The sequence below is a fragment of the Flavihumibacter profundi genome (assembly GCF_020076305.1).
Lineage (GTDB): Bacteria > Bacteroidota > Bacteroidia > Chitinophagales > Chitinophagaceae > Flavihumibacter > Flavihumibacter profundi.
This window is the reverse complement of record NZ_JAIQXE010000002.1, coordinates 550,562-575,766: the sequence shown is the minus strand read 5'-3', so window position 1 is coordinate 575,766 and position 25,205 is coordinate 550,562. Positions and strand designations below refer to the sequence as shown.

Sequence of the window (25,205 nt, the reverse complement as noted above, 5' to 3'; positions counted from 1 at the left end):
GCAGTTGGATCAAAAACTAGCCTTGAACTGTTGAAGGAAACGAACATCATTTTCACTAAACAGGCGAAGGTCATTTATCTGGTACTTCAGCATGGTGATTCTTTCAATTCCCATACCGAAAGCGTAACCCGTGTATTTATTTGGATCAATACCACAATTTTCAAGAACCTTAGGATGAACCATACCGCAGCCTAATATTTCCACCCATGTCGTTTGCTTACAAACATTGCATCCTTTTCCTTCGCACAGCAGGCAACTGATATCCATTTCTGCACTTGGTTCAGTAAATGGAAAATAAGATGGCCTGAACCTGATTTTAACATCCCTGCCAAACAATTCCTGTACGAAGAAATACAAGGTCTGTTTGAGGTCGGCAAAAGAAACCTGTTCATCTATGTACAAACCTTCAACCTGGTGAAAGAAGCAGTGTGCCCGTGCAGAGATGGTCTCATTGCGGTATACACGACCCGGACAAACAATCCGGATGGGTAGTTTATTCTTTTGCATTTCGCGGACCTGAACATTGCTGGTATGGGTTCGCAATAACCAGTCTGGAGTTTGATTCAGGTAAAAAGTATCCTGCATATCCCGGGCAGGGTGGTTTTCCGGTAAATTAAGGGCAGTAAAATTATGCCAGTCGTCTTCGATCTCCGGTCCCTCTGCAACAGAAAAACCCAGACGCCTGAATATAGACACGATTTCGTTCCTGACAAGGCTTATCGGATGCCTTGACCCAAGAGGCAACGGGTCACCTGGAAGCGTCCAGTCGAATCCTGCTTCGCCTTTTGCGGTTGCGGCTAATGCTTCATCACCCGACAGGGCTGATTTCCAGGCTTCATATTTTTCTTCTGCAAGCTGCTTGAATTCATTGAGAACAGCCCCGAATTCTTTCTTTTGGTCATTGGACACCTGTTTCATTTGGCTGAAAAGCGCCTTCACTATCCCCTTGGTACCAAGGAATTTAATGCGGTAGTCTTCCAGTTCTGCTGCGCCATTGGGCTCGATTGCGACAATCTCTTCTTTATATTGCGCAATCTGCTCTAACAATTTTTCCATCCTGCAAAGATAAGGAACTGTCCACTTTGCACCCGACAGGCACTATAGGATTTGCTCAGAGGAATAGTTTTACATAAACCCATACAAAAGGGGTTGCCAGTAACAATGAATCAAACCTGTCGAGGAAACCACCATGGCCGGGCATTATGTGGCCACTGTCTTTCACGCCAGCCATTCTTTTCAGTTTACTTTCCAAAAGATCGCCAAACGTACCGGTAATGGCAGCGATAGCTGCTATTGTTGCCGTATGATTAACAGGAAGCCCCGTAAAATGGGCCAGGATGGCCATTGCTGCAATACTAAAAAGAATCCCGCCAATTGTGCCTTCCCAGGTTTTTTTGGGCGATACAGGGGATAATGGTGTTTTTCCAATTATGGAGCCAACCAGGTAAGCCATGGTATCGTTAATCCAAATAGAAAATATTATTCCAATTGGCAATAAGTACCCGTATTCCGCGTGAGTTCTGAGATTTATCAGCAGTCCCCAACTCAAGGAAATATAAATAATGCCAAGGGCAGAATACCGGATATTAACCAACCGGATATCCCGTGTGAATAGTAATTCTATAATTGGGAGGGCAAATAAGAATAAAAGTCCGGTCCACCAGCCAAGCGCGTGCAACGAAAATGGGCCGCTGGTAAATTGGTCTCCGGTGAAATACATGAGCAAACTCCAGCCAGCCAGCATAATTCCATAACGATGGAATGGGGTTATTTCAGCATACCCTGATTCAAATTTCCCAACCAGCTCCTGGTATTCATACCAGCATCCAAAATGAATAATGGAGAAGAGTATAAAAAACGCCCATTGGTTCCACAAAAGCCCGGCAAGCATTACTACTGCGAAAATCAGCGCTGTGCCCGTCCTGGTCCAGAATGTTTGCCAATTAAATGCCATTGGAGAATTATTTTGAACTTTCTATTTCCTGCCTGAAGGTAAAATCATTTCATCATCTGTATCATATATCTCGCCATAATGTGTATGCGAAATACGCTGCATGTACCAAATGATAATTCCTATGGCTGCTGCACTTGCAATAATGATCATAGGCTGCAAATCGGGCTCTTTATCAATATAGGATTTATCATAGTATACATAAATAACCTGGATGGCATTATTTACAAAATGTGCTATTACAGATGGCCAGATACTTCCACTATACCAATAGATTGCACCCAGCAAAATTCCCAATAGGATTCTGGTGAAAAATCCCAGGAACTGGCCATGGAATGCAGAAAAAATAATTGCTGTAATTATTATGCCTGCCCAGGGCCTCTTGGAAATCTGAATAAATAATCTCTGAAGGATACCCCTGAAAAAGAACTCTTCACACATGGCAGGAAGAAAAGCAATCAGGAACAAAATAGCTGCAAGGTCAGACGGGCCTTTCATGTTCAGCATTGCTGCTGTCAGTTTGCTGGCGTTTTCTTCAGCTGCCCTGAGTTTTTCTTCTGTGGCTTTCATGAAAGCCGGAAGGTGAATATGCTGATTAAGCTGGTTCACCCAGGAGGCCAGCGGGAAAGCCAGAAATAATAATATTGCCCCAAGCCACCAGAAATTAAGAGGGATTGGTTTTTTTACCCCCAGGTAATTCAAGGGGCGCTGGTCGCTCAGATATGAAAAAACCAAAGCAGGCAACATGAAAATCACAGTTGACAGCACTCCCTGCAATAATTTTAATGCGGGCAAAACCCCTGGCTGGGAAATGTCAAGGTTTTGCAATTGGTCGAAGGAAACATTATATAATCGGGCAATGCCAAAAAAAGCAACCAGCCCTATTGACAAATAAATGCCAAAAGTAAGGCTGCCAAAAATAACAAGTTGTAACCAGGCTGGTTTGTGCTTAAGATACTTATCCATAATAGTTTACCGGAGGCTGCAACCCGGTTGTTCTTAGCTGCAATATGCAATAAAAAAGGCCATATTTATACATTACACTAGCTTTGCGGAAAATAATTACCCTTGGTTAAGGTTGGTCCAATAGTATTACCTGAATTTCCGCTCTTGCTTGCACCCATGGAAGATGTGAGTGATCCCCCGTTCCGTGCTGTGTGCAAAGATAATGGCGCAGATCTCATGTATACAGAATTTATTAGCAGCGAGGGACTAATCAGGGATGCTATAAAAAGCCGCCAAAAACTCGACATTTTCGATTATGAGCGGCCCGTAGGCATCCAGATTTTTGGCGGCGATGAAGATGCAATGGCAATGAGTGCCCAAATAGTGGATGCTGTTAATCCCGATTTACTGGATATCAATTTTGGGTGCCCGGTTAAAAAAGTAGTGACAAAGGGCGCAGGGGCAGCCGTTTTAAAGGATATCGACCTGATGATAAGACTAACTGCGGCCTGTGTTCGTTCTACCAAGCTGCCTGTAACTGTGAAAACACGCCTTGGATGGGATGCAGATTCCATAAATATCAGTGAAGTAGCCGAAAGGTTGCAGGACACTGGCATACAGGCATTGTCCATCCATGGCCGCACCCGTAGCCAGCTATACAAAGGCAACGCCGACTGGACCCATATCGCCCGGGTTAAAGAAAATCCCCGTATCCGGATCCCGATTTTCGGAAATGGAGATATCGATTCCCCCGAGAAAGCACTGGAGTATAAAAAAAGATATGGGGTGGACGGCATCATGATTGGCCGCGCTGCAATCGGTTATCCCTGGATTTTCCAGGAAATTAAGTATTTTATTCAAACAGGCAGGCATCTCGAACCACCAACTATCGAACAAAGAGTCGAAGTAATCCGCAAGCATTTACACAAATCAGTAGAATGGAAAGGTATTGTACCGGGCATTAATGAAATGAGAAGGCATTATAACAATTACCTGAAAGGGTTGCCTAATATCAAGGATTTCAGGCTTCGGCTGGTAACTGTTAAAACGGTTGAAGAAATTGACGCAACCCTCGATGAGATCATCCGCACCTATTCGGGTTATGTTTTTGAAAGAAGGAAACTTGATATGGATGCGATGGCATACAACTGCGGTTAACCCGCATAATATTTAGTGGGTCAATCTTCTATAGCTTTTATCACTGACGGGTCAAGCGGTGATATACCTGCAGCAAAATAATGCATAAGAATCCCATTTTCATTTACAAGGTATTTGGAAAAGTTCCATTCAGGAACCTGATCACACCAGCCATTTGAGGAGCTATTGGTTAACCAGTAAAATACGGGGTTCTGGGCAGGCCCCTTGATTACCGTTGTTTTTTTTGCCAATGGAAAGCTAATATTATAATTCTTCCTGCAGAATTCTGCAATAGTTTTATCGTCGCTTTTCTCCTGTTGCTTGAAATCGTTTGCAGGAAATGCAATGATCACCAATTTACCTTCAAAACGTTCATAGAGTTTTTGAAGGCTTTCATACTGTGCCGTATAACCGCAATCAGATGCTGTATTAACAATAAACACCTTCTTTCCTCTTAATGAGTCTATAGAAAGCTGGCTGCCATCAGTAAGTGTAATATCCCCGGAATAGAATGAGCGCAATGGCTGCCGCATGTCTTTATTCACCAGGTGTTTTTCTTTTGAACCCAGCAGCCTGCCAGCTTTCATCAAAGCAGGATAAAACCATTTTAACACCTGTTGTCTTTTGCTCATTTGATTATTGGAGTTTAAAATTATACCGGCTCCAATCAGCAAGCCGGCTGAAAGGAATAAAAGGATGCGGCGCTTTAACAGCCAATTCACCCTATAATTTTTTTAAACAACGATAATTTGCCTTTAAATGGCGGATACTTAAGGGATGGATCAAACCATGTCGGCGTTTTTAAAACAGATTTCCTATGGCTGAAGGTGTCATAAGAGAATTTCCCATGCGCAGCGCCTATCCCACTTTTGCCACGCCCACCGAAAGGCATCTCGGGATTGGAAAACTGCCAACTTGAATTATTAACGCACCCACCCCCAAAGCTGACTGCATTAATCCAACTTTCTTCTGTTTTCTTACTGTTTGTGTACACTGAAAAAGACAATGGATTAGGATTTTCAGCGATGACTTGTAAGGCTTCCTGCTGGTTTTTAAAAGTTAAGATGGGTAAAATGGGGCCAAATATTTCTTCTTTCATGATTGGTGAATCACGTGATACATTATCAATTAGTGTTGGCGCAATAAATTTTGCTTCGGCATTGTATTGGCCACCGTGAATAATACGCCCTTCATTTAAATAACCGATCAGTCTATTAAATTGCCGGTCATTTATTATCCGCCCATAATTATCACTGGCATGGGGACTGTCCGAAAAAAAACTTACTATTGATTCCTTCATGGCCTTAACCAATTTATCTTTCACTGTTTCATGCACCAAAATATAATCAGGAGCAACACACATTTGACCAGAGTTGACAAAGGTGGTCATGGTAATTCGCCGTGCAGCTACTGAAATATTGGCATCCGCCTCAACTACGCAAGGACTTTTCCCTCCAAGTTCCAGCGTAACGGGAACCAGTTTACTGGCGGCCAATTCATAAATGATCTTACCAACAGATGTGCCACCGGTAAAAAAAACATGATCAAATGCGAAATGAACCATCATTTCGGGAACAACAGTTGCACCATCGCCTTCTACCACAAATAATTCCTGGTCATCAAAACATTTTGTGATCATTTTATGTATCAGTGTTGCAGTTGCCGGAGCATATTCGCTGGGTTTCATTACAACCACATTTCCTGCAGCCAGGGCACCAACTAATGGGCCAAATAATAAAAGAAAAGGAAAGTTCCATGGACCAATGATTAACACCACACCAAGCGGTTCATTATAAATATAACTTGTGGAAGGCAGGTTAACAAGGTTTGTCCCCACTCGTTTTGGCCGCATCCAGGATTTCAGGTGCTTTAACGCATAGTTGATCTCAGCAAGCACTAAACCCACCTCAGTAACCCAGGCTTCTTCCCTGTTTTTGTGCAGGTCTTTATGAAGGGCGGTATAAATATCTTCCTCGTATTTTAAGACCAGTTCCCTGAACTGTAATAATTTATTCCTGCGCCATTCATAGGTTTTCGTTTCGCCGGCCAGGTACCTGGTACGCATTTTGTTCAAATGAGTTACCATTGCAGTGCCGGCAACTGTTGTAGTATCTTTTATTGGGTAGGCTGTATACATATTTCTTAATTTACAATAATCTAAATAAATCTGGTTGCCCAATTAATTATTTTCGTGCCATGATGGATGATGAATACTATATGCAACAGGCCTTAAAAGAAGCTGAAAAAGCTTATGCAGAAGGGGAAGTACCTGTGGGTGCAATAGTCGTCATTAATGGCAAAATTATAGCAAGAGGGCACAACCAGGTAGAGAAACTTAATGATCCCACTGCGCATGCGGAAATTATAGCCCTTACATCAGCCTTTAATTACCTGGGGGCGAAATACCTGCCTGAAGCCGTTTTATATGTGACCGTTGAGCCCTGCCTCATGTGCACGGGAGCTTTGTACTGGAGCAAAGTAAGCCGAATAGTATGGGGATCTGATGATGAAAAAAATGGCCATTCCAGGTTTACAAAGGACAACTGGCCTTTCCATCAAAAAGCTACAGTAACCCGGGGTATTTTGGCGGATGAATCGGCGGAACTTATGAAATCTTTCTTCAGGCAACGCCGGTAGCAGTCAAATAAAACCCGATTTATACATGTTCCCGGATCATTTTGAAAATTTCTTCCACATTTCTCCTGACTAAGTGCAGATGGCGTAAATTTGTCTTTCTTTCACAAGCACTAATCAATTTATTAATCACTAAAAATTCTGATATTATGGCATTTACACTACCGGCACTACCTTATGCCCATGATGCTTTAGAACCGCATATCGACACACTGACTATGCAGATTCACCATGGCAAACACCACCAGGCTTATGTAGACAATCTGAACAAAGCTATTGCAGGCACTCCCAATGAATCTAAATCACTGGATGAATTGATTGCTATTGCAGGAAGCATTTCAGCAGCAGTTCGTAATAATGGAGGCGGGCACTGGAACCATAGTTTTTTCTGGGATAGCCTGGCACCTAACGCTGGCGGACAACCGAGTGGGAAACTGGCGGATGCAATTAATGCCGCTTTTGGTTCCTTCGACGCATTTAAAGAAAAATTTGCCAATGCCGGAATGACCCGCTTTGGCAGTGGCTGGGCCTGGCTTCTTGTAAAAGACGGCAAACTGGAAATCAGTTCAACACCCAACCAGGACAACCCTTTGATGGATGTTGCCGAAGTTAAGGGCCAACCGATTCTTGGCGTAGACGTTTGGGAACACGCCTATTACCTGAAATACCAAAACCGCAGGGCAGAATACCTGGGCGCTTTCTGGAATGTAATCAACTGGGCAAAGATCGGCGAGCGGTTTGCTGCTGTATCTAAATAAATTTAAACCAAAAATGCTATACGGTCCTGTGGTTCACAGGACCGTTTTTTTAAAACTAGACTATGCGTAATCTTTTTTTTGGCTTATCCGCAATATTAATGCTTTCAGCCTGTTCCTCCGCCCCTACTAAAAAGGTAGTGATAATGGCAAGCGGAAAACTCAGCGTAAACGGGGAAGTGGTAAAGTTTGAGCCGGGAACACAACATAATGAAGAAACAGTTACATTAAGCGGAGAGAAATTGGTCGTTACAACCGGACCGGATAAAAAAGAATATACCGTAAATTCAGCAGGAACCTGGTTATTAAACCTGCAAAATGACACACTTATTGGTGGATACCAGGCCTTTGGGGAAGCTGGATCCCGCGAAGCACGGATAACCCAGGATCAATTGCAGCAAAGAATGGACAGCCTGCAACAGCTTATGGTTGGGGCAAATGTAAGTGACGCTAAAAAGAATTTTTTTCTGGCGCCACATGATCTGAAAAAAATCTCAGACGCAGATAATGCCATCGTTGTAGGTCCATTTAAAGGGATGCCTGCTTCGCTGCAACCTGACAAAGACGGCAAAGTTCCGGAAGTATACAAATTTGTTTCGAATAAGGACGCCAGGGAAACGCTGGAAAGACTGGAGAAGTTATTGAAGCAGTAACAGCCTTATAATTAAGGTACCGGATCATAGCCACTACCACCCCAGGGATGGCATTTGCTGATGCGTTTCAGGGTAAGCCAGAATCCTTTAACCGGACCATGTTTTTTAAACGCTTCCAGTCCGTAATGAGAACAGGTAGGCGTAAACCTGCATTTTGGCCCTAACCAGGGGGAAATGATCCACTGGTACAGTTTAATGATGGCTATAAAAGGAAAACTCAATATGGTTTTAATCCATTTCATTTATTGGGACTAAGCGTGCGGGATAGTTTTTCCAGACCCTGATCAATTGCTTCCCTGCATTGCTGCTGGCCTGGCAGTTCTTTTCCTGTGTATATAAAAAAAAGGACCAGGCGAATATTTTTCATTTCGACCAGACTTTTTAAATGGTGACACTGGGTACGGTAGGCCTCCCTTGTGAGTCGCTTGATCCTGTTTCTGTCAGCCGCTTTTTTGAAATACCTTTTACTAACACCAACACCAAATTGAAGGGAAGGTTTGCCCGCATCTGGTGTTCCCAGGTTTTTATAATACAGGCGATAGGGTGGGACAACAAAAGATTTTCCTTTTTTAAAAAGGTCATCGATCAGTTTTCGATGCTTCAGCCTTTCGGCCCTCCCCAGTGTATGAATAGTGATAGGTTCCAATTTATGTGCTACAATAAAACAAAATTAGCTCCGTTCCGGGAATCCGGGGCGGAGCTAATGACTATATCACCGAACCTCGCACAAGGCGGATTCAATTACTTCAGTTTGCTTTCAGAAGAAACTGACAGTTTCTTCCGACCCTTAGCACGACGGCTGGCCAGTACTTTACGGCCGTTAGCTGTTTGCATGCGTTTGCGGAAACCGTGAACGGTTTTACGACGACGACGGTGTGGTTGAAATGTTCTTTTCATATTACAATTTTTTTCGACCCTAAAAAATAGTCGCCTGTGGAGAAGCAGACGATTGAATTCCAGTCACATCGGGCCACCATACCCGCTTGTGTCGTGAAAGGGACGGCAAAGGTAAGGGAATTCAACGAAAAGAAGTATGCAAAATCCTGAAAAATTTGGGCTTAATTCTTACAGGTTAACCTTTTCAGCTATTACCGCTTCTCCAAAGAAAATACTGGCACTTTGCCCAAAACCTGCTGCGTCATCTGTGGTACAGAACCGCTTATGCCCCCCTAAAGACAACCTTCCGGTTATTTCAGGATGCCTTTCCAGGTAGTCAACGAGACTCCTCGCAACAATTTCACCCTGTGAGAGCAATTCTATACCTAGTGGCAGGTATTGGCGTATTTTATTGATCAACAACGGATAGTGCGTGCAGGCTAATAAGATTGTATCAATTTTTGACCCTTTTTCCAGTAACTGAAAGATGTGCTGGTTTATGAAATAATCAGCGCCGGGCTTATCATATTCATTGTTTTCAACCAGCGGCACCCACATCGGGCAAGCTTCCTGGTATACATCGAGGTCCGGAAAGAATTTTTTGATCTCAATTGGATAAGACTGAGAAGCAACCGTACCATTTGTTGCCATAATACCAACTTGCCTTGTTTTTGAATAATTGCCAATTACTTCGGCAGTAGGCCTGATAACTCCAAGCACTCTATTACCAGGATCCATCAAGGGAAGGTCGTTTTGTTGTATCGACCGAAGTGCCTTAGCTGAAGCAGTATTGCAAGCAAGTATAACGAGGGGACATCCCTGTTCAAAAAACCATTCCACACATTCCAGGGTATACCGGTAAACCGTTTCAAAACTGCGGGTTCCATAGGGGGCCCTTGCGTTGTCCCCAAGGTAGATATAATCAAAGCCAGGCAGGGCTTTGACAATTTCTTTCATAACAGTAAGTCCGCCGTACCCGGAGTCAAATATACCTATGGGGGTTTTGGCCCGCAAATTTACCTGGATGGCCTTTGGATGATTCATATATGGCAAAAATAACGAACGCCGGGATGCTATCCCGGCGTTCATACAGAGCCTGTGATAAGAATATTATTTAATCCCTAATTTTTTCTTTACTAAAGGTAATAGATCATCAGCAGGGGGAGATACGATCAGGTATTCCTTTGGGAAAACATGAGTATATCCGCTTTCTTTAGCAACTGCCGTTACAGCATCCATTGCTTTTTTCTGGATCGGTGCGCTCAGTTCTTCCTGCTTTTTTTGCAGTTCCTGTTGAATCCGCTGTTCTTCTCCTTGCAATTCAGTCAATTTCTGCTGCAGTTCTTTCCTTTTTACGTCTTTAACAGCAGGCGTCATTTTGGTTGAATCCGTGTTGAACTTTGCAATACCTTCATTTAACGCTGTTTCTTTTTCCTGTGCGTTTGCGATCAACGCATCCCGGAACTGCGCCAGTGTAGAGTCTGCTTTTTTTGCTTCTGGCATACCAGCTACCACTTCATTGAAGCTGATATAGCCAATTTTCATTTGTGCCTTAACAGTGCTGCTAACCATCACCAGTGCCACAGCCACCATAAGAATTGATAAAACTTTTTTCATGCGATTGTTTGTTACTTAAAAGTTGTTTTCGTTGTGGTTTTAGTTGTCTTATTAAAAGCCTTTGTCATTTATTTAACACCAAGTTCTTTTAACACATCTTCGCTCTTGTCGAGCTTAGGGTCGGCAAATATAACGGTAATTCCTTCACTTTTATCCAAAATAAAGTCATACATACGGGCCACGGCGATTTTTTGAATCGCAGTGTAAACCTTATCCTGTACAGGTTTCACGAGTTCCTGCCTCTTTTTGAAAAGGTCCCCTTCAAAACCGAACCGCTTGCGCTGAAGCTCTCGAACTTCCTTCTCCCGAACAAAAATCTCATCCTCCCTCTTTTTCCGAAGTTCCTCGCTTAACATTACCTGCTCGGCTTCATAATCTTTATACATTTTGTCCAGTGCCGCCTGCTTCGTATCAATTTCCTTTTGCCATTGCTCACTGAACTGGTCCAGTTTTGTCTGGGCTTCCTTGTATTCCGGCATTTTATCGAGGATATATTTCGTATCAACAATTGCATACCTCTGGGCCTGGACAGCCATGGCGGCTATTACAAAAAAACAAACTGTTAATAAGGCTCTTTTCATAACCGTATATTTTATTTAAATCTCTGTTATTCTGGTTCAAATCCTAACATAAAGGTAAACTTGGCCGCATCCTTTAAACTTCCATTGGGAGTAAGGCGGTCAAATCCAATACCATAGTCAAATCCAAGCAATCCGAACATAGGCAGGAAAAACCGCATACCTAAACCGGCACTGCGCCTTAAACGGAAAGGGTTATAATCTGTGTAGTTGAACCATCCGTTGGCTGCCTCAAAAAATGCCAGTCCATAAATTGTACTGCTCGGGTTGGTAGAAAACGGATAGCGCAGTTCCATCGTATACTTGTTAAAGATGGTGAAAAACTGGCTGGCTGTAGATTTATCAGGGTTGATATTAGGATTCGAATTATCATAAACAGGATACCCCCTATGCGCAATGATATCATACCCCAATAACCCGAAATTATTGGTCAGTCCAGCATCTCCAAGCTGGAACCGTTCAAAGGGTGAAAATTCCAGGTTTTTGTTGTACCTGCCCATGAAACCAAATTTGGCAGCAGCCTTGAGAACGAATTGCTTACTATGGTCAGCTCCCATCGGCCGGCCTATCGGCACATACCATTCGCCGTTGAACCGCCATTTATGAAATTCTGGAAGTTCATAAGGATTTGCTGAAGTTACACGACTGGGATCAATAAGTGAATATGGTGGTGTGGCTTGCACGCTGGCCACGAAATTAGACCCGCTCTTCGGGAAGATAGGCTGGTCGATAGATGACCTGCTTAACGCGATCTTAAGACTTAAATTATGGGCATTGGTATTGTTCAGGCCCGGGAAAAGATTAGGGTAATTTCTTAATTTATATTGGGTAAAATTGAGTGAGTATACGAGTGTGAAATAATCATCCGGCCACCTTAATTGCTTACCAAGTGCGAAAGTTATACCCGTTGTTTTCAGATAGGAAGTATCTCCCCGGCTTTTATCATACCTGCCAGTGTAAGGATTATAAGAATTCGTATACTTTGTGCTGTAGAAACTGGTAGTAAATGAATTCCTCCGTTTACCACCCAGCCAGGGTTCGGTAAACGAAAAATTATATGACCTGAACTGACGACCGTTACTTTGGAAACGAACACTCAACTTTTGACCATCACCAGTTGGAAGGGGGTCCCAGGTTTCCTTGTTGAAAATATTTCTCAGTGAAAAGTTATTGAAAGTCACCCCAAGGGTTCCGGTTAATCCAATGCCCCCGCCCCAACCGGCTGATAACTCAAGCTGGTCATTGGATTTCTCTTCCACTTTATAATTTATATCAACTGTCCCGTCATCCGGATTTGGAACGGGGTTGATATCAATTTTCTCCTGGTTGAAATAACCAAGGTTAGCTATTTCACGGTTGGAACGAATGAGGTCAGCACGACTAAACTTCTCGCCTGGAACAGTCCTTAATTCGCGGCGGATAACATATTCCTTGGTCTTTTCGTTGCCGGCAATATTCACATTTTTGATAGTGGCCTGAGGGCCTTCCCGCATCCTGATCTCAAAGTCAATAGTGTCGTTGTATACAGCAGTTTCAACCGGGTCGACAGAAAAGAACAGATAACCATCATCCATATATAGGCCACTGATATCGCCTCCTTCGGGATTCATGGTTTTCCCAAGTTTTGTATTAAGTGTTTCTAAATTATAGATATCGCCCTTTTTTATTCCAAGCAATACTGTCAGAATGGAATCACCATACTTCGTGTTTCCTTTCCAACTGATATTGCCAAAATAATAGCGCCGGCCTTCTTCTACTTTAAGATCGATATTCAGGTTTCCTTTCCTGGTGAAGTATTGTGTATCTGCTAAAATGGTTGCATCGCGATATCCAACTGAGTTGTAGTAGTCGAGTACTTTTAACTTGTCCTCATCATATTTTGTTTGGTTGTATTTAGCAGAACTGAATAATTTAAACCTGAAATAGGGATCCAGGTAATTACCTGTTTTGGTTGGAGAAAGAAAGCCCCAATCTTTGATGTATTCATTAAAAGAAATTCTCTTATGGGTGCCGAAACTGCTTGAGTCTATATCCGGATAAAGTGTAATCCTGGTAGTTTCCTTTGTTCCTTTCAGTTGCTTTTTCAGCTTCAGTTCATTTACAGCATCATTTCCATAAAAGCTGACCTGGTTAATTCTTACTTTACCTCCTTTACTTATATTGAATACAAGTGTCTGGGAGTTTGGCAGGGCCGGGTCAGTTTTTTCTTCGATGGTAACTTTAGCTCCTCTGAATCCTTTCTCTACATAATATTTTTCGATATTCTGCACTGCAGACCGTTTCATGTTTTCAGTAATCACACGCCCTTTTACCAAACCTGTTTTCTTTTCCAGGTCTTCTGATTCAGATTTCTTGATTCCTTTAAAACTATAACCTGCCAAACTTGGTCTTTCGGTAACATTAATTTCCAGATAAAGGTTACTGCCCTCAATTTTTGTATAATAAATCTGGATATCGGAAAATAGATTTTGCTTCCAGAGATTCTGGATTGCCTTGCCTAAATTATCGCTTCCGGGAATAACAACCTTATCGCCAACGTTTAGCCCGGAAATTGAAAGTAAGAGAGAAGCGTCGCGAAATTTTGTACCTGTCACCTCTATACCTGCTATTACAAACTCCTTAGGCGTTTTGGTAGTAAGCAGCGCCTCCAGCTCAGGATCAATAGCAGTAGGACGAGTTGTATCAGGCTGTTGTGCCTGCGCATTTATTCCGATCAATAGTAGTAAAAAAGCAACAACAGGTAATCTTCTGTACATCCAGTTGGTTTTATAAAGTAGGCAAATTAAGGGGGATAGTTCGAAAAGCTTTGTTAAAGGGGGGCTTCCTGTATCTGGGCACTTGTTTTTCCAAAACGTCTTTCCCGTTGCTGAAAATCTATTATGGCTTCAAAAAGGTTCTCTTTCCGGAAATCCGGCCAGCGGACATTCGTAAAATACAGTTCAGCATAAGCTAATTGGTAAAGGAGGAAATTACTGATCCTGTATTCCCCGCTGGTTCTGATCATTAGTTCAGGGTCGGGGAAATCGCTGGTGCAAAGGTATTTCTGGAGGATATCCTGGTTAATAGTGGCAGGGTCAATTTTCCCTTCCTTTACATCTTCTGCTATGCTTTTAACCGCTTTAACCAGTTCCCAACGGCTACTGTAACTAAGCGCCATTACCAGGTTCAGGCCAGTATTGTGGCTTGTCATTTCCATGGCTTCCTTTAATTCCTGGCGGGCGTATTCCGGTAACATATTCGTATCGCCTATCACGTGTAATTTAATGTTGTTGCGGTTAAGTGTTTCCACTTCATTCCTTATAGTATCTACCAATAACTCCATTAACCCATCAACCTCGTATGCCGGTCGGTCCCAATTTTCAGTACTGAATGCATACAGGGTTAGGTACCCAATGCCCAATTCTGCACAACCCTCTACGATATCACGAACGCTTTCAACTCCATGAAAGTGCCCATAGAGGCGATCCTGCCCCTTTTCCTGGGCCCAACGCCCATTGCCATCCATAATGATAGCGATGTGTCTTGGCAACTTTTGCCGGTCAATTTTCGCTTCAAGCGAAGTCATATGAACATTTTTCAGGGTGCAAATGTACGTAAAAACGAGCTGAAAGCCCGGAATAGCGGGCGTTTGAAAAAATTAATTGGTTAAATACAATGCCACCCTATCCATCATTTACCCTTCTCAGTTCACCCCAATCAGTATTTAGCAGAGGGGCATTGGTAGGAACTCAGGTTAAAACTCAGCGTTACCATGGCAGTTACAAACTGGTCATTTTGCTTGGAATAGCCTCTCTGGCGGCCCTCAATTCCAATAGGTTCACCAATTTCGTAGCTACGGTCCTGCAGTAAAGCAGCAGCCGAAGGGGTACCATCAGGCAAAGGTGGAAACTTATCAATTCCCACATAGGTAGTGCTGACATCGTCCAGATAATCGGTATTGGTAAACCTGTATAGTACTTCAAAACCCAGGTTCATTTTACTATTCAGGGCATATTTTACACCAACACCGAATGGCATTGCAAAAGCCATACTGCTATATGGTTTCCTGTCGGGGTAGGCTGCCGTTCCCTGACCCTCCGTACCTAGCGGGCGAAGAAAATATTTTTGATCGTTTAGGTATGCATAAGGGTCATAACTGAATATACTGGCACCAATAGTTACATATGGGGTAAACCGGTATTCTTCAGTACCTGGAACAAATTTGAAAAAATTGAAATCACCCTGCAGGCCCAGCTCCCAGATACTTGAATTGAAACTTAGGTTGCGGCGCCGTTGAAATTCATTATTGTCGTAGTACTTATCGGCATAGCCAACCTGGGCAAACTGGCCACTGACACGGACCGCGATATAGTTATGAAACTGCTTGCGAAAAAACACTGCCATTGCAAATTTGGGCCGGTTTAAATGTAAATCGGGATTCAAGTCACCAAAATAATGGGACGCGCCTATTGCTAAACCAACTTCACCCTCATGCACTACAGCTTCCATCTGGGCTGATAGAGCAGATTGTATTCCCATTGTTATACCTAAAAGCAGGATTAATCTCTTCATACTTGCAAGTTATTGTTTATCCGTTGTGTTGGAACGTAAGATGGTAGAATTTGGTATAAATGAAATGCTAATTGCGGGTATCCAGGCCCCAGGACAATTTATTACGCAAGGTGGCCAGGAAATTGTTTTCATTCAGGCGTACGATATTAACATCAAATTTTTCTCTTTTTACTGCTAACTGAATATTCCTGGAAACTATTTCCCGCCTGCTGTCCAGGGCGCAAATAAAATTGTCCGAACGGCCCTCAACTTCAAATGAGATGATATTGTCATCGGGAACAATAATCGGGCGGACGTTTAAGTTATGGGGTGCCACCGGGGTAATCACAAAACTGCCAGATTCCGGAAAAACTATTGGCCCCCCGCAACTGAGTGAATAACCGGTTGAACCCGTAGGTGTACTTACAATTAATCCGTCTGCCCAATAAGTATTCAAAAACTCCCCGTTAAGGTAAGTATGGATCTTAATCATTGGGGAAATATCCGTTTTGTGGATAGCAAATTCATTTAGTGCATAAGGTGTTTCACCAAATAATAACCGGTCGGCATCAAGATGAATCAATGACCGTTTATCCAATACAAAACTTCGGTTCACCATTGAAGACACTGCTATCTTCAGCTCTTTTTTACCAATGCTGGCAAGGAAGCCCAGCCTGCCGAAATTTATTCCAAGTATCGGAATCATTTTGTTCCTTACCAGGGTAACAGTGTCCAGTAGCGTTCCATCACCCCCAAGGCTGATAATAAACTCAATAGATTCATCCAGGTCATTCGAGCCGGTGAAGGTATTTATATTAAGTTCCCTGAATTTTACAGTATGGATGATTTGCTCAAAAAATGGCTGGTATATTACAGGCTCTATATGCTGCGCTTCCAGTTCATTGAACAATTCCTGAATTTCTGTGTGATCACTCTGATCTATTACCCGGCTATAAATCGCCACTCTCATGATGGGTTATTTATCCGCTGAAAGATAGGGTTTTAAAAATCATTCTTGAAGTGAAAATACAAACCTTTTTGCCCTAACTGGTTGAAACTGTATTCAAACCGCAAGACCACATCATAGAAAGTTACAATATCCAACCCTGCGCCAGCTGTGTACAAAAAACGGTTAGGCAAATAGTTTTCAGTGTTGTTTTTATTATAGGAATAACCGAAATCACTAAACGCTTTCGCATAAAAATGAAAAGGAATTCTGTCATGGCTTCCGCTTTTAACAGGAAGCCGCAGGATATAATTGAACAGGTCCCGCCTCAGTGTATTCCGGACCATTACCCCAGCCACTCCATCAACGACATATTTTTCAAGTCCGCGTAAATAAAAATCACCATATCCGAAAATGCGCTGTTGGGAAAAGGGCTGATCAAAAGGCACTCTTAGTATGCCATTAAATTGAATGGAATAAGAACTTTTCCATTTAAGTTCCCATGCCTTCAGGCCTTTGAGATAAATAGCCCACAAATCGATATCTTTTCCAAAACCTGCCCTCGCGAGGGTACCTTCAGCCATTTGCCCACGTATCGGATAAGCCACATAGTCGACATCCACATAGTTAATTGCATACACAAATTCAGGATACATTACTTTGCCTTTTCCACTTATACTCAGGTAGGTAGGATTTACAGCCAATACGGCGCTGTCTACCCGGTTAAAATTATAGCCAACCTTAAAAGAATAACGTGTCTTTAATCCCGGCCGGTAGGTATATTGCGCAGAAGCAGCCCATTGCTCCTGTAAAAAATGTCCTGCATCGGGCAGTGAATCAGATTTTAAAAAAAATTGCTGATCATTGACAGTCAGGGCATTAACTTCTTTTTGGGCAATGTAACCGAAATTTAGTCCGTATCCTTTCTTTAAGGTTTTATCAGCAAATGGCTGTTCATATGCTGCCTGGATTTGCCTTGAATAGCCCGTAATCAACCAAAGTCTCAGGTGATCATTTCTTCCGGTAGTATTATAATGGGTAAATTTTGCACCTACATCAAGTCTCTCGAAACTATATCCCTTTGATGCCCAGGTTTGCAGGTTCCTGTCTACCGGTTTTATATATGGAATGGGGAAAATATACCAGCGTTCTTTTACATCTACCTGAACATCAACCATATAACCCCTGAAACTCTTCAACGAGACAATCACCTCATTAAAAAGATGGGTATTGAATAGAAGTTCCTTGGCCAATTTAAATTTGCTGACCAGCTCAGTCAAGGAAATGGAATCGCCTTCCTGGAAAGGCATTTCCCTTTTTACTATATAATCCTTGGTCCTTATATTTCCAGAAACATAAATAATGCCTACAACAAAGGGTTTACGGACTGAATCAGCATGAATTGAAGGAAAGTTTTTTTCTGTAAGGCTGCTATCAGATAAGGGTTGATTTTTTTCAATTGGGGTATTTAGCGCTTTTTGCGCCAAGAGGGTACAACTTAAAAAAGATAAGCCTGCAACCAAAAGCATTCTATATTTCCATACCATATTCATTCTGCGCTGCCCATGAAAATACAGGATTAGCAAGAAGAATGGTAACAGGAATATGATTTTTTCAGAGATTGAGATAATTCATTAGATGATCATAATTGTTGCGGAGTTCATTTTCATACTGTTCTTCTCCAAAAAAATAACTTACCTGGTAGTCATATCGCTGGAATGTGGCAACAATATCAGACAATTCAAGTTTATTCAGTTTAATTGTTACATAAAAAACGCCAAGGTTATTATCAAAATGAGTATTGAGCTGGGTAATTTGTGCATCATTGGTTTCCACGAGTTTACATATTTCAGAAAATGCAAAACTTCGCTTATCCATTTCCAGGACTATAATTCCCCCCGGTTCATCTGCACCAATCATGTGCCCGGTGAATTTAAGGAGGTCGGTAGAAGCAATAGAACCTACCCATTGCATATCAGATTCAGCAACCGGAATAACAGCCAACCCGTATTCATTGGCCAATTGCAGCGCATCCGTAAAATGATTTGCCGGAAGAACTTTGACTTTTGAAATCACTCCCAGCAAAGATTCTACCAATTCCTGGTCATTTTCTGCATTCAGAAGGTCACCCTCGGCGATCAGTCCAAGGTATTTTTCTTCGTCTACTACCGGTAAATGAATGACATTATAATCGTCCATTAGTTGCAATGCACGATACACGGGATCTTTAGGAGATAGCACCGGCAAAGACGCAGAAATAAGATCCTTATTAATCACTGTTAATGTTTATGCGTAGACGCTAATTTTCAGGCTACCGCTGCAGGCGCATTCAGTTTTGTCAAAAATTTATGCAGGATGCGGTTAAATTCATCAGGTACTTCCATCATCGGCGCATGACCACAATGGTCAATGAAATGAAGTTCACTGTTAGGGATAAGCCTGTTGAATTCCCTTCCAACGAATGGAGGGGTAATAGAATCATTATTCCCCCAAACCAGTAGTGTTGGTTGTTTGATTTGGTTTAATTCTTCACCCAGGTTATTCCGTATGGCGCTTTTTGCAAGTGCTATTATCTTGATTACTTTTATCCTGCTGTTTACGATATCATATACTTCATCCACCAATTCCTTAGTGGCCATTTTAGGGTCGTAAAAGGTTAGCTCTGTTTTTTTTCTTATATATTCATAATCACCTCTTTTAGGATAAGTGTCGCCCATTCCATTTTCAAAAAGTCCTGAACTTCCTGTCAGAATGAGGCTTCTGATCCTTTCGGGTTGTTTCAGTACATGAACCAAACCAACATGCCCGCCCAAAGAATTCCCCATTAAATGAATTTGGCGGAGATCTTTGGCCTCAATAAATTTCTGAACGAATTTTTGTAAGCCCCCTACTGATGTATGCAGGATATCCAATTCAAACAATGGCAAAATCGGGACCACAACTTTATAATAGTTGCGGAAATATTCAATCAGGTCCTGAAAATTGCTAAGAGCCCCAAAAAGGCCATGTAATAATACCAGGGGTTCACCTTCTCCTTCCTCAATAAACCTGAACTTATCCAGCTGTTTGATCTCGTATTGCATCTGTATCTAAAAATAATACTTCCAATTATTTGCTAAAATAGGCCATTTGACTCAATTATGGGAAGTGCCTTACTGTACTGCTTGCCATAAAGAGTTCATAGTTATGGTTTAATACCTGAAGATAACTGTTCAAAAAAATGGCCGATATCATCGAAAACGTGTTTGAAAACCGGAATCAGCTCTGCTATCCAATTCATTGTTGCGGGTCCAAATGGAGCAATAACCGCATATGTTACAGATTTTTCCATTAGTTGATCTGTAATAATATGCATTTTAACAAGGTAAAATAAAATAACACTCCAGATTAACAGGTATAATATGCCAAAAAACAAGATACCACCTGCCTTGTTTATCCAGCCCAGAAAAGCCCACTCAATTGTCTTTTCCATCAATAGGGCAATACGGTTAACCAATATTACCACTATTATAAAAACCAATAGAAAGGCAACCAGGGGCAGCCATTTCGATGAAATATTCACTGAGCCTTCCAGCCAAAATGCAGTAATAGCAGATAATTTCAGGGCTGCTGCTAAACCAATTACAAGGGCAACCATAGAAAATACAGCCACTAAAAGTCCTTTTGACAAGCCCTTAACCATAGCCAGCAACAGTATGCCCAATGTAATTAAGTCCAGGACCATAAATTGCAAAAGTGTTTTCACCTTTTTTACCCGGCGGGTAATACCCGCCGGGTATAATTATCCGAGAAGTGTTTTTACCATTGTGCTAATGGCTTTCCCATCAGCCTGGCCAGCTAATTTTTTTGAAGCCACGCCCATCACCTTCCCAAGATCAGCTGCACTCGTTGCTCCAAGTTCTGTAATAATCGCAGTTAAAGCAGCTTTCAATTCGTCTTCGTTCAATTGCTTTGGTAAAAATTGCTCAATTATGGCAATTTCTTCCATTTCCTTTGCAGCAAGGTCTGCCCTGTTCTGCTGATTAAATATCTCCAGTGAATCCTTGCGTTGCTTAACCATTTTCTGAAGCATTTTTCCTTCTGTTTCCGGTGAAACCTGTCCGTTTGCACCAGGTTCAGTCTTCGCTTTAATAATTTCTGCTTTAATGGCACGGAGTCCGCGAAGAGCGGCTTCATTCTTAGATTTCATGGCCTCTTTCATATCGGCCATCACTTTTTCTTCCAGGGACATATAGTTATAATTTAGTATGGGATAAAGATCAGATCAGCCGGCTGCATTTTCTTTCATTTGTTGTTCGCGAAATTTATTGTAAAAATCTTTTGCGAAATTTTTCATGTCTTTCATCATATCATCATTCCTGGTGGCGCGGTGAAAAGTATCAGCCATTGTCATAAACGTCTGGTAGAAAAAATCAGCCATTTCATCTACCATCATTTCCTTTGTCCATAAATCAATCCGCATAGCGGTTTTATCTGCCCCGTCCCAGAATGCCAGCATCATTGCTTTGGCTTGCTGAGCTTCTTCAACAGTACTTCCGCTTGCCCTCCAGTATATATTTGAAGGCACTTTATCTGGGTCGAGTTGTACATCTATAGTAATAGTCGATTCCTGCATATTGTCTTTTAAGGATGCAAAACTAGCCATTATCAGCCAAACAGGTCCTGAATTACAGACTTATACTGTTCTATGGTATATTCCCGGTTTAACTTTTCGACCCTTTCCTTTCCAGCTGAAATCAGGCCGGCGCGCCGGTTTTCATCTTTGTATAATAACATCATTGCATGCGCCAGCTGGTCTATATCCCTGGCAGTAGAAAGCATAGATGCTCCTGTTGTGAGTTCCTTTATGGCCTCAGAATCGCATGTTATTACTGGTGTTCCCGCAGAAAAAGCCCATTCGAGCGGATAGGCATCTTCTGTTGACGCGGCAGGATATACCATCACATAGGCACCGGCAACCAGTTCCTTCACATCCTTTATTTCCAAATTGGGAAATATAGAAACATCCGAACGGTATTTATAGGTGAGCAGTAATTTTTCAAGCGTTGGCGTCCATTCGGTGGAAGGACCGGCAAGAATAAGCGGCATACCTGTCATCAGCCATTTCTTTACCAGCGAATAAGCTTTCAATAAAAACAGGATATCTTGTGATTCATCCAACTCCCCGGCATATAAAAAATAATCTCGGCCTCCGGAATAGCGCATTTTAACCTGCTCCTGTTCTGCCCAGGTAATAGGCAATACCGGCTCCTGGAAAGCAGGATAAACAACTGAGATTTTATTCTCCAATTCCGGATAGTCTTTAAGAATGGCTGTTTTATCGACCTGCAGGGGCACCAGGATCTTTTTGGCGGCAGTCCAACCAGGCATATCCCGCCCCGACCTTTGTTTATTTGTCTTACCGCCCGGTTGCAGTAATTGCTGTGCAGATGCCATTAAAATAGCCGGAACCTCAAGGCCTTCCCAGATAGTCTGCGGGTCTGTAGTAACCCAGGCATTAATTTCAGCCGTCCTGAGCCATTTTTTCAGCACATTCTTATATACGGATTTCCGGCTTTGAAACAGGGCGCCAGGAATCTTCAAACTAACCAGTTCGAGCTGGGTATTTTTTTCCGATCCTGAATCAATAGATTGATTTTCAATTGATTCGGATGTAAATTCAACTGAAGCTGGTTCAAGTTTAACTCCTGTTGCGGTCGTGACTGCAATATGCCGGAACCCGGATAAGCTTTCGGCCAGGTCTGGGATAGCATTTAAAAACGATTGAGCACCAAAATGGGCATGTTCATCCAAGAGTGGGTCTATATTATAGGCCAGGGTGTTCATACAGGTAATTTAAACAATGCCTGCAAATTGGTTCTTTTTCCTGAATGGCATCACTTACATTTGCAATAAGACAAATTGTTTGAATGGAATACAACACAACGAGAAATCACCTGGTGATGAGGGAATATGGCCGTCATATCCAAAAAATGATTGAATACCTGATGTCGCTGGAGGATGATGAAAAACGGCAAAAGAATGCAAAGGCTGTTATTGAATTAATGGGGTTTCTCAACCCACACCTGAAAAATGTGGAAGACTTCAGGCATATGCTCTGGGATCACCTTTTTTTAATTTCTGATTTTAAGCTTGAGGTAGAATCTCCTTATCCAATACCTACTAAAGAAACGCTTAAAGCGAAGCCTTCCCCGCTTAAATACCCTAAAGGATACCCGCGCTATTCCCATATTGGAAAGAATATTGAAGTAGTTATACAAAAAGCCCTGAAAGAAGAAAATCCAGAGAAAAAGCAGGGGTTTGCCAATGCTATTGCCTATTATATGAAACTTGCTTACAGCAACTGGCATAAAGAAATTGTACATGATGATGCGATACAGGGTGAATTGAAAAGTATAACAGGTGGGCAACTCGAGTTTACCAATACACCATATGTAAAGGCATTCAGGCCAAATGAAGGGCAGCGCGATTTTCGTGGTGGTGGCGGTGGAAAACGCCCTCAAAAATTCCAGCAACGCAACACCGGAGGCGGTGGAGGCGGAAACCGTGGTATCGATCGCAGTGACCGTAGTGGAAGCGACCGTAATATTGGCGGTAACAGAGGAAATAATAAGTATAATAAGAAGCGGTTTAAGTAAGCGGCAGAATTGTCTATTTACTATTCACTATCACTCTCCTCCAATGAACAGCTTTGAAGTAAATGGCGGCAAGAAACTGAATGGCACTATCATACCCCAGGGTGCCAAAAATGAAGCGTTGCAAATTATAAGTGCAGTATTACTAACTGCAGAACCCGTTACTATTAGCAATATCCCCGACATTCTTGATGTTAACCTCCTAATTGAGTTACTGGGCGATATGGGGGTAGCCATAGAACGTGTTGAAAGGCATACAGCTATTTTCAAGGCGGACAACGTGAATATTGATTACCTGAATAGTGATGCTTACAAAAAGAAAAGTGGCCGATTAAGGGGTTCTGTAATGTTTGCCGGTCCGCTTTTGGCAAGGTTTAAAAAAGCTTTCATCCCCAAACCCGGTGGTGATAAAATCGGCCGACGCAGGTTGGACACTCATATTATTGGTTTTGAAAAATTAGGTGCGGAATTTAATTACCATCCTGAAGACGGTTATTTCCATCTTGATGCCTCTAACCTGAAAGGTACATATATGCTCCTGGACGAGCCTTCAGTTACTGGTACTGCCAATATTGTTATGGCTGCCGTGATGGCGAAAGGAACAACTACTATTTACAATGCAGCCTGCGAACCTTACCTACAACAGCTCTGCCGTATGTTAAACCGTATGGGGGCAAAAATCAGCGGTATTGGCAGTAATTTATTAACTATTGAAGGGGTTGAAAAGCTTGGAGGGACGGAACACCGCATGCTTCCCGACATGATTGAGGTAGGTTCTTTTATCGGGTTAGCAGCCATGACTAAAAGCCATATCCATATTAAAGGTGCCGGCGTTGAGCATCTTGGAATAATTCCGGAAAAATTTCGCCAACTGGGCATTTCAATGCTAATAGAAGGCGATGATATAATTATACCTGAGCAGGATATTTATGAAATCCAGACCTTCCTGGATGGTTCTGTACTAACTATTTCCGACCATCCGTGGCCCGGTTTTACACCGGACCTGTTGAGTATTGTACTGGTAGTGGCAACACAGGCCCGGGGCTCGGTACTCATTCATCAAAAAATGTTTGAGAGCCGGTTGTTTTTTGTAGATAAGTTGATAGATATGGGTGCCCAGATTATACTTTGCGACCCGCATCGTGCGGCCGTAATTGGATTAGCACGGGAACAAAAATTAAGGGGTATCACAATGAGCAGTCCGGATATCCGTGCCGGCGTTTCCCTGCTAATTGCTGCATTAAGTGCTGAAGGTAAAAGTGTGATCCAAAATATTGAACAGATCGACAGGGGCTACCAATATATAGACCAGAGGTTAATTGCACTTGGCGCTGATATTAAACGAGTGTAATGAACTATTCTGAAAAAAAAATTATTGTTATTACTGCGCCTTCCGGAGCAGGGAAAACATCCATCACCAGGTATTTATTACAGCATCACCCCCAGCTGGCTTTTTCCATTTCAGCTGCAACACGGCAACCCCGGGGTGCAGAAAAAAACGGGGTGGATTATTATTTTATGTCGGTAGAGCAATTCAGGGAACATATTCTCCATAATGATTTTATGGAGTGGGAAATGGTTTATGAAGGAAAATATTATGGTACACTGAAATCGGAAATGGAGCGGATCTGGAAAAATAAGCAGGTACCCATGCTTGATATAGATGTAAAAGGGGCGATACATGTACAGCAACAATACCCGCAGAATACACTCTCAATTTTTATTGAACCGCCTTCTGTAGAAGAACTCAAAAGAAGACTTGAAAGCAGGGGAACAGAAACTGCAGAAAGCCTTCAGGCCAGGGTAAACAAAGCTTCCTATGAAATCTCTTTCAAACATCATTTCGACCATATTATCATAAATGGTGATCTTTCACGGGCTTGTTCTGAAGCAGAAAAGCTGATCCTGGAATTCCTGGCCCGGCCATCATAAGACACATTCAGTACTT

Annotated in this window: 29 protein-coding genes; 7 read left to right on the top strand and 22 right to left on the bottom strand. The window is 42.3% G+C overall.

The genetic code is table 11. The annotated features are described in order from the left end of the window. Window positions 1–9: 9 nt before the first annotated feature. The 3 genes from pheS to LAQ65_RS12275 are packed head-to-tail and all read right to left on the bottom strand — an operon-like array spanning window position 10 to window position 2,917. Window positions 10–1,056, bottom strand: coding sequence for a phenylalanine--tRNA ligase subunit alpha (gene pheS, locus LAQ65_RS12285; protein WP_224117264.1), 1,047 nt, complete (start codon window positions 1,054–1,056; stop codon window positions 10–12). 55 nt (window positions 1,057–1,111) lie between these two features. After that, a complete protein-coding gene (locus tag LAQ65_RS12280) occupies window positions 1,112–1,954 on the bottom strand; it encodes a phosphatidate cytidylyltransferase (RefSeq protein ID WP_224117263.1) in 843 nt (280 codons plus the stop codon). A gap of 21 nt (window positions 1,955–1,975) precedes the next feature. Next, window positions 1,976–2,917, bottom strand: coding sequence for a CPBP family intramembrane glutamic endopeptidase (locus LAQ65_RS12275; protein WP_224117262.1), 942 nt, complete (start codon window positions 2,915–2,917; stop codon window positions 1,976–1,978). Window positions 2,918–3,019: 102 nt separating this feature from the next. On the opposite strand from LAQ65_RS12275, the gene dusB reads away from it, so the two are divergent. After that, window positions 3,020–4,054: a tRNA dihydrouridine synthase DusB gene (gene dusB, locus LAQ65_RS12270; RefSeq protein ID WP_224117261.1), complete on the top strand. Its 1,035-nt coding sequence runs from the start codon at window positions 3,020–3,022 to the stop codon at window positions 4,052–4,054. Between the two features lie 20 nt (window positions 4,055–4,074). Here the strand turns inward: dusB and LAQ65_RS12265 are convergent, their stop codons facing one another. After that, window positions 4,075–4,665 (bottom strand): glutathione peroxidase, encoded by a 591-nt coding sequence (locus tag LAQ65_RS12265; protein ID WP_224117260.1) that lies wholly within the window; start codon window positions 4,663–4,665, stop codon window positions 4,075–4,077. Between the two features lie 86 nt (window positions 4,666–4,751). After that, entirely contained in the window at window positions 4,752–6,170 is a 1,419-nt protein-coding gene (locus LAQ65_RS12260; protein ID WP_224117259.1) for an aldehyde dehydrogenase, read from the bottom strand. 59 nt (window positions 6,171–6,229) lie between these two features. Here LAQ65_RS12260 and LAQ65_RS12255 point away from each other — a divergent pair, with 59 nt between their 5' ends. The 3 genes from LAQ65_RS12255 (at window position 6,230) to LAQ65_RS12245 (ending at window position 8,075) form a co-directional block, all read left to right on the top strand. Continuing rightward, a complete protein-coding gene (locus LAQ65_RS12255) occupies window positions 6,230–6,670 on the top strand; it encodes a nucleoside deaminase (protein ID WP_262901456.1) in 441 nt (146 codons plus the stop codon). 146 nt (window positions 6,671–6,816) lie between these two features. Then, on the top strand, window positions 6,817–7,425 hold the full coding sequence (locus LAQ65_RS12250; RefSeq protein WP_224117258.1) for a superoxide dismutase: 609 nt from the start codon (window positions 6,817–6,819) through the stop codon (window positions 7,423–7,425). Window positions 7,426–7,487: 62 nt separating this feature from the next. Next, the gene (locus tag LAQ65_RS12245) at window positions 7,488–8,075 is read left to right on the top strand and encodes a putative periplasmic lipoprotein (protein WP_224117257.1); all 588 of its coding nucleotides are present in this window, start codon (window positions 7,488–7,490) and stop codon (window positions 8,073–8,075) included. Window positions 8,076–8,086: 11 nt separating this feature from the next. Here LAQ65_RS12245 and yidD read toward each other — a convergent pair whose 3' ends face one another. The 17 genes from yidD to LAQ65_RS12160 all read right to left on the bottom strand — a co-directional run bounded on the left by yidD (window position 8,087) and on the right by LAQ65_RS12160 (window position 22,448). Further along, window positions 8,087–8,317 (bottom strand): membrane protein insertion efficiency factor YidD, encoded by a 231-nt coding sequence (gene yidD / locus LAQ65_RS12240; protein ID WP_224117256.1) that lies wholly within the window; start codon window positions 8,315–8,317, stop codon window positions 8,087–8,089. After that, the gene (rnpA, locus tag LAQ65_RS12235) at window positions 8,314–8,721 is read right to left on the bottom strand and encodes a ribonuclease P protein component (protein WP_224117255.1); all 408 of its coding nucleotides are present in this window, start codon (window positions 8,719–8,721) and stop codon (window positions 8,314–8,316) included. Before rnpA ends, yidD begins: the two co-directional genes overlap by 4 nt. Before the next feature lie 95 nt (window positions 8,722–8,816). Further along, on the bottom strand, window positions 8,817–8,972 hold the full coding sequence (rpmH, locus tag LAQ65_RS12230; RefSeq protein WP_214459837.1) for a 50S ribosomal protein L34: 156 nt from the start codon (window positions 8,970–8,972) through the stop codon (window positions 8,817–8,819). A 168-nt stretch (window positions 8,973–9,140) separates the two neighbouring features. Beyond that, entirely contained in the window at window positions 9,141–9,995 is an 855-nt protein-coding gene (gene murI / locus LAQ65_RS12225) for a glutamate racemase (RefSeq protein ID WP_224117254.1), read from the bottom strand. A gap of 66 nt (window positions 9,996–10,061) precedes the next feature. Next, complete coding sequence (locus LAQ65_RS12220; RefSeq protein ID WP_224117253.1) at window positions 10,062–10,568, bottom strand: OmpH family outer membrane protein; 507 nt, start codon at window positions 10,566–10,568, stop codon at window positions 10,062–10,064. Between the two features lie 68 nt (window positions 10,569–10,636). Continuing rightward, window positions 10,637–11,149: an OmpH family outer membrane protein gene (locus LAQ65_RS12215; RefSeq protein WP_224117252.1), complete on the bottom strand. Its 513-nt coding sequence runs from the start codon at window positions 11,147–11,149 to the stop codon at window positions 10,637–10,639. A 26-nt stretch (window positions 11,150–11,175) separates the two neighbouring features. Next, window positions 11,176–13,902, bottom strand: coding sequence for a BamA/OMP85 family outer membrane protein (locus LAQ65_RS12210; protein ID WP_224117251.1), 2,727 nt, complete (start codon window positions 13,900–13,902; stop codon window positions 11,176–11,178). A gap of 53 nt (window positions 13,903–13,955) precedes the next feature. Further along, window positions 13,956–14,711 carry an isoprenyl transferase gene (locus LAQ65_RS12205; RefSeq protein WP_224117250.1) on the bottom strand — a complete coding sequence of 252 codons (756 nt, stop codon included), beginning with the start codon at window positions 14,709–14,711 and terminating at the stop codon, window positions 13,956–13,958. 131 nt (window positions 14,712–14,842) lie between these two features. Next, on the bottom strand, window positions 14,843–15,697 hold the full coding sequence (porG, locus tag LAQ65_RS12200; RefSeq protein WP_224117249.1) for a type IX secretion system protein PorG: 855 nt from the start codon (window positions 15,695–15,697) through the stop codon (window positions 14,843–14,845). Window positions 15,698–15,764: 67 nt separating this feature from the next. Beyond that, on the bottom strand, window positions 15,765–16,646 hold the full coding sequence (locus LAQ65_RS12195; protein ID WP_224117248.1) for an NAD kinase: 882 nt from the start codon (window positions 16,644–16,646) through the stop codon (window positions 15,765–15,767). Window positions 16,647–16,678: 32 nt separating this feature from the next. Then, entirely contained in the window at window positions 16,679–18,109 is a 1,431-nt protein-coding gene (locus tag LAQ65_RS12190) for a POTRA domain-containing protein (protein WP_224117247.1), read from the bottom strand. 127 nt (window positions 18,110–18,236) lie between these two features. Then, window positions 18,237–18,899, bottom strand: coding sequence for a CBS domain-containing protein (locus LAQ65_RS12185; protein WP_224117246.1), 663 nt, complete (start codon window positions 18,897–18,899; stop codon window positions 18,237–18,239). Between the two features lie 29 nt (window positions 18,900–18,928). After that, complete coding sequence (locus LAQ65_RS12180; RefSeq protein WP_224117245.1) at window positions 18,929–19,705, bottom strand: alpha/beta fold hydrolase; 777 nt, start codon at window positions 19,703–19,705, stop codon at window positions 18,929–18,931. Between the two features lie 101 nt (window positions 19,706–19,806). Further along, entirely contained in the window at window positions 19,807–20,346 is a 540-nt protein-coding gene (locus LAQ65_RS12175; protein WP_224117244.1) for a CvpA family protein, read from the bottom strand. Between the two features lie 57 nt (window positions 20,347–20,403). Further along, the gene (locus tag LAQ65_RS12170) at window positions 20,404–20,853 is read right to left on the bottom strand and encodes a GatB/YqeY domain-containing protein (RefSeq protein WP_224117243.1); all 450 of its coding nucleotides are present in this window, start codon (window positions 20,851–20,853) and stop codon (window positions 20,404–20,406) included. A 33-nt stretch (window positions 20,854–20,886) separates the two neighbouring features. Further along, entirely contained in the window at window positions 20,887–21,237 is a 351-nt protein-coding gene (gldC, locus tag LAQ65_RS12165) for a gliding motility protein GldC (protein ID WP_224117242.1), read from the bottom strand. Window positions 21,238–21,269: 32 nt separating this feature from the next. Further along, entirely contained in the window at window positions 21,270–22,448 is a 1,179-nt protein-coding gene (locus LAQ65_RS12160) for a glycosyltransferase (RefSeq protein WP_224117241.1), read from the bottom strand. An 83-nt stretch (window positions 22,449–22,531) separates the two neighbouring features. Between LAQ65_RS12160 and LAQ65_RS12155 the strand changes: the two genes are divergently transcribed. The 3 genes from LAQ65_RS12155 to gmk are packed head-to-tail and all read left to right on the top strand — an operon-like array spanning window position 22,532 to window position 25,189. Next, window positions 22,532–23,260: a DUF4290 domain-containing protein gene (locus tag LAQ65_RS12155; RefSeq protein WP_224117240.1), complete on the top strand. Its 729-nt coding sequence runs from the start codon at window positions 22,532–22,534 to the stop codon at window positions 23,258–23,260. A 43-nt stretch (window positions 23,261–23,303) separates the two neighbouring features. After that, window positions 23,304–24,608 carry a UDP-N-acetylglucosamine 1-carboxyvinyltransferase gene (gene murA / locus LAQ65_RS12150; protein ID WP_224117239.1) on the top strand — a complete coding sequence of 435 codons (1,305 nt, stop codon included), beginning with the start codon at window positions 23,304–23,306 and terminating at the stop codon, window positions 24,606–24,608. Next, window positions 24,608–25,189 carry a guanylate kinase gene (gene gmk / locus LAQ65_RS12145; RefSeq protein WP_224117238.1) on the top strand — a complete coding sequence of 194 codons (582 nt, stop codon included), beginning with the start codon at window positions 24,608–24,610 and terminating at the stop codon, window positions 25,187–25,189. The genes murA and gmk overlap by 1 nt, the downstream gene beginning before the upstream one ends. Window positions 25,190–25,205: the final 16 nt, after the last annotated feature.

Excerpts from the sequence above, each read along its gene's own strand:
- pheS (WP_224117264.1), bottom strand. The coding sequence starts at position 1,056 with ATGGAAAAATTGTTAGAGCAGATTGCGCAATATAAAGAAGAGATTGTC.
- LAQ65_RS12280 (WP_224117263.1), bottom strand. The coding sequence starts at position 1,954 with ATGGCATTTAATTGGCAAACATTCTGGACCAGGACGGGCACAGCGCTG.
- LAQ65_RS12275 (WP_224117262.1), bottom strand. The coding sequence starts at position 2,917 with ATGGATAAGTATCTTAAGCACAAACCAGCCTGGTTACAACTTGTTATT.
- LAQ65_RS12265 (WP_224117260.1), bottom strand. The coding sequence starts at position 4,665 with ATGAGCAAAAGACAACAGGTGTTAAAATGGTTTTATCCTGCTTTGATG.
- LAQ65_RS12260 (WP_224117259.1), bottom strand. The coding sequence starts at position 6,170 with ATGTATACAGCCTACCCAATAAAAGATACTACAACAGTTGCCGGCACT.
- LAQ65_RS12255 (WP_262901456.1), top strand. The coding sequence starts at position 6,230 with ATGATGGATGATGAATACTATATGCAACAGGCCTTAAAAGAAGCTGAA.
- LAQ65_RS12250 (WP_224117258.1), top strand. The coding sequence starts at position 6,817 with ATGGCATTTACACTACCGGCACTACCTTATGCCCATGATGCTTTAGAA.
- LAQ65_RS12245 (WP_224117257.1), top strand. The coding sequence starts at position 7,488 with ATGCGTAATCTTTTTTTTGGCTTATCCGCAATATTAATGCTTTCAGCC.
- yidD (WP_224117256.1), bottom strand. The coding sequence starts at position 8,317 with ATGAAATGGATTAAAACCATATTGAGTTTTCCTTTTATAGCCATCATT.
- rpmH (WP_214459837.1), bottom strand. The coding sequence starts at position 8,972 with ATGAAAAGAACATTTCAACCACACCGTCGTCGTCGTAAAACCGTTCAC.
- murI (WP_224117254.1), bottom strand. The coding sequence starts at position 9,995 with ATGAATCATCCAAAGGCCATCCAGGTAAATTTGCGGGCCAAAACCCCC.
- LAQ65_RS12220 (WP_224117253.1), bottom strand. The coding sequence starts at position 10,568 with ATGAAAAAAGTTTTATCAATTCTTATGGTGGCTGTGGCACTGGTGATG.
- LAQ65_RS12215 (WP_224117252.1), bottom strand. The coding sequence starts at position 11,149 with ATGAAAAGAGCCTTATTAACAGTTTGTTTTTTTGTAATAGCCGCCATG.
- LAQ65_RS12210 (WP_224117251.1), bottom strand. The coding sequence starts at position 13,902 with ATGTACAGAAGATTACCTGTTGTTGCTTTTTTACTACTATTGATCGGA.
- LAQ65_RS12205 (WP_224117250.1), bottom strand. The coding sequence starts at position 14,711 with ATGACTTCGCTTGAAGCGAAAATTGACCGGCAAAAGTTGCCAAGACAC.
- porG (WP_224117249.1), bottom strand. The coding sequence starts at position 15,697 with ATGAAGAGATTAATCCTGCTTTTAGGTATAACAATGGGAATACAATCT.
- LAQ65_RS12195 (WP_224117248.1), bottom strand. The coding sequence starts at position 16,646 with ATGAGAGTGGCGATTTATAGCCGGGTAATAGATCAGAGTGATCACACA.
- LAQ65_RS12180 (WP_224117245.1), bottom strand. The coding sequence starts at position 19,705 with ATGCAATACGAGATCAAACAGCTGGATAAGTTCAGGTTTATTGAGGAA.
- LAQ65_RS12175 (WP_224117244.1), bottom strand. The coding sequence starts at position 20,346 with ATGGTCCTGGACTTAATTACATTGGGCATACTGTTGCTGGCTATGGTT.
- LAQ65_RS12170 (WP_224117243.1), bottom strand. The coding sequence starts at position 20,853 with ATGTCCCTGGAAGAAAAAGTGATGGCCGATATGAAAGAGGCCATGAAA.
- gldC (WP_224117242.1), bottom strand. The coding sequence starts at position 21,237 with ATGCAGGAATCGACTATTACTATAGATGTACAACTCGACCCAGATAAA.
- LAQ65_RS12160 (WP_224117241.1), bottom strand. The coding sequence starts at position 22,448 with ATGAACACCCTGGCCTATAATATAGACCCACTCTTGGATGAACATGCC.
- LAQ65_RS12155 (WP_224117240.1), top strand. The coding sequence starts at position 22,532 with ATGGAATACAACACAACGAGAAATCACCTGGTGATGAGGGAATATGGC.
- murA (WP_224117239.1), top strand. The coding sequence starts at position 23,304 with ATGAACAGCTTTGAAGTAAATGGCGGCAAGAAACTGAATGGCACTATC.
- gmk (WP_224117238.1), top strand. The coding sequence starts at position 24,608 with ATGAACTATTCTGAAAAAAAAATTATTGTTATTACTGCGCCTTCCGGA.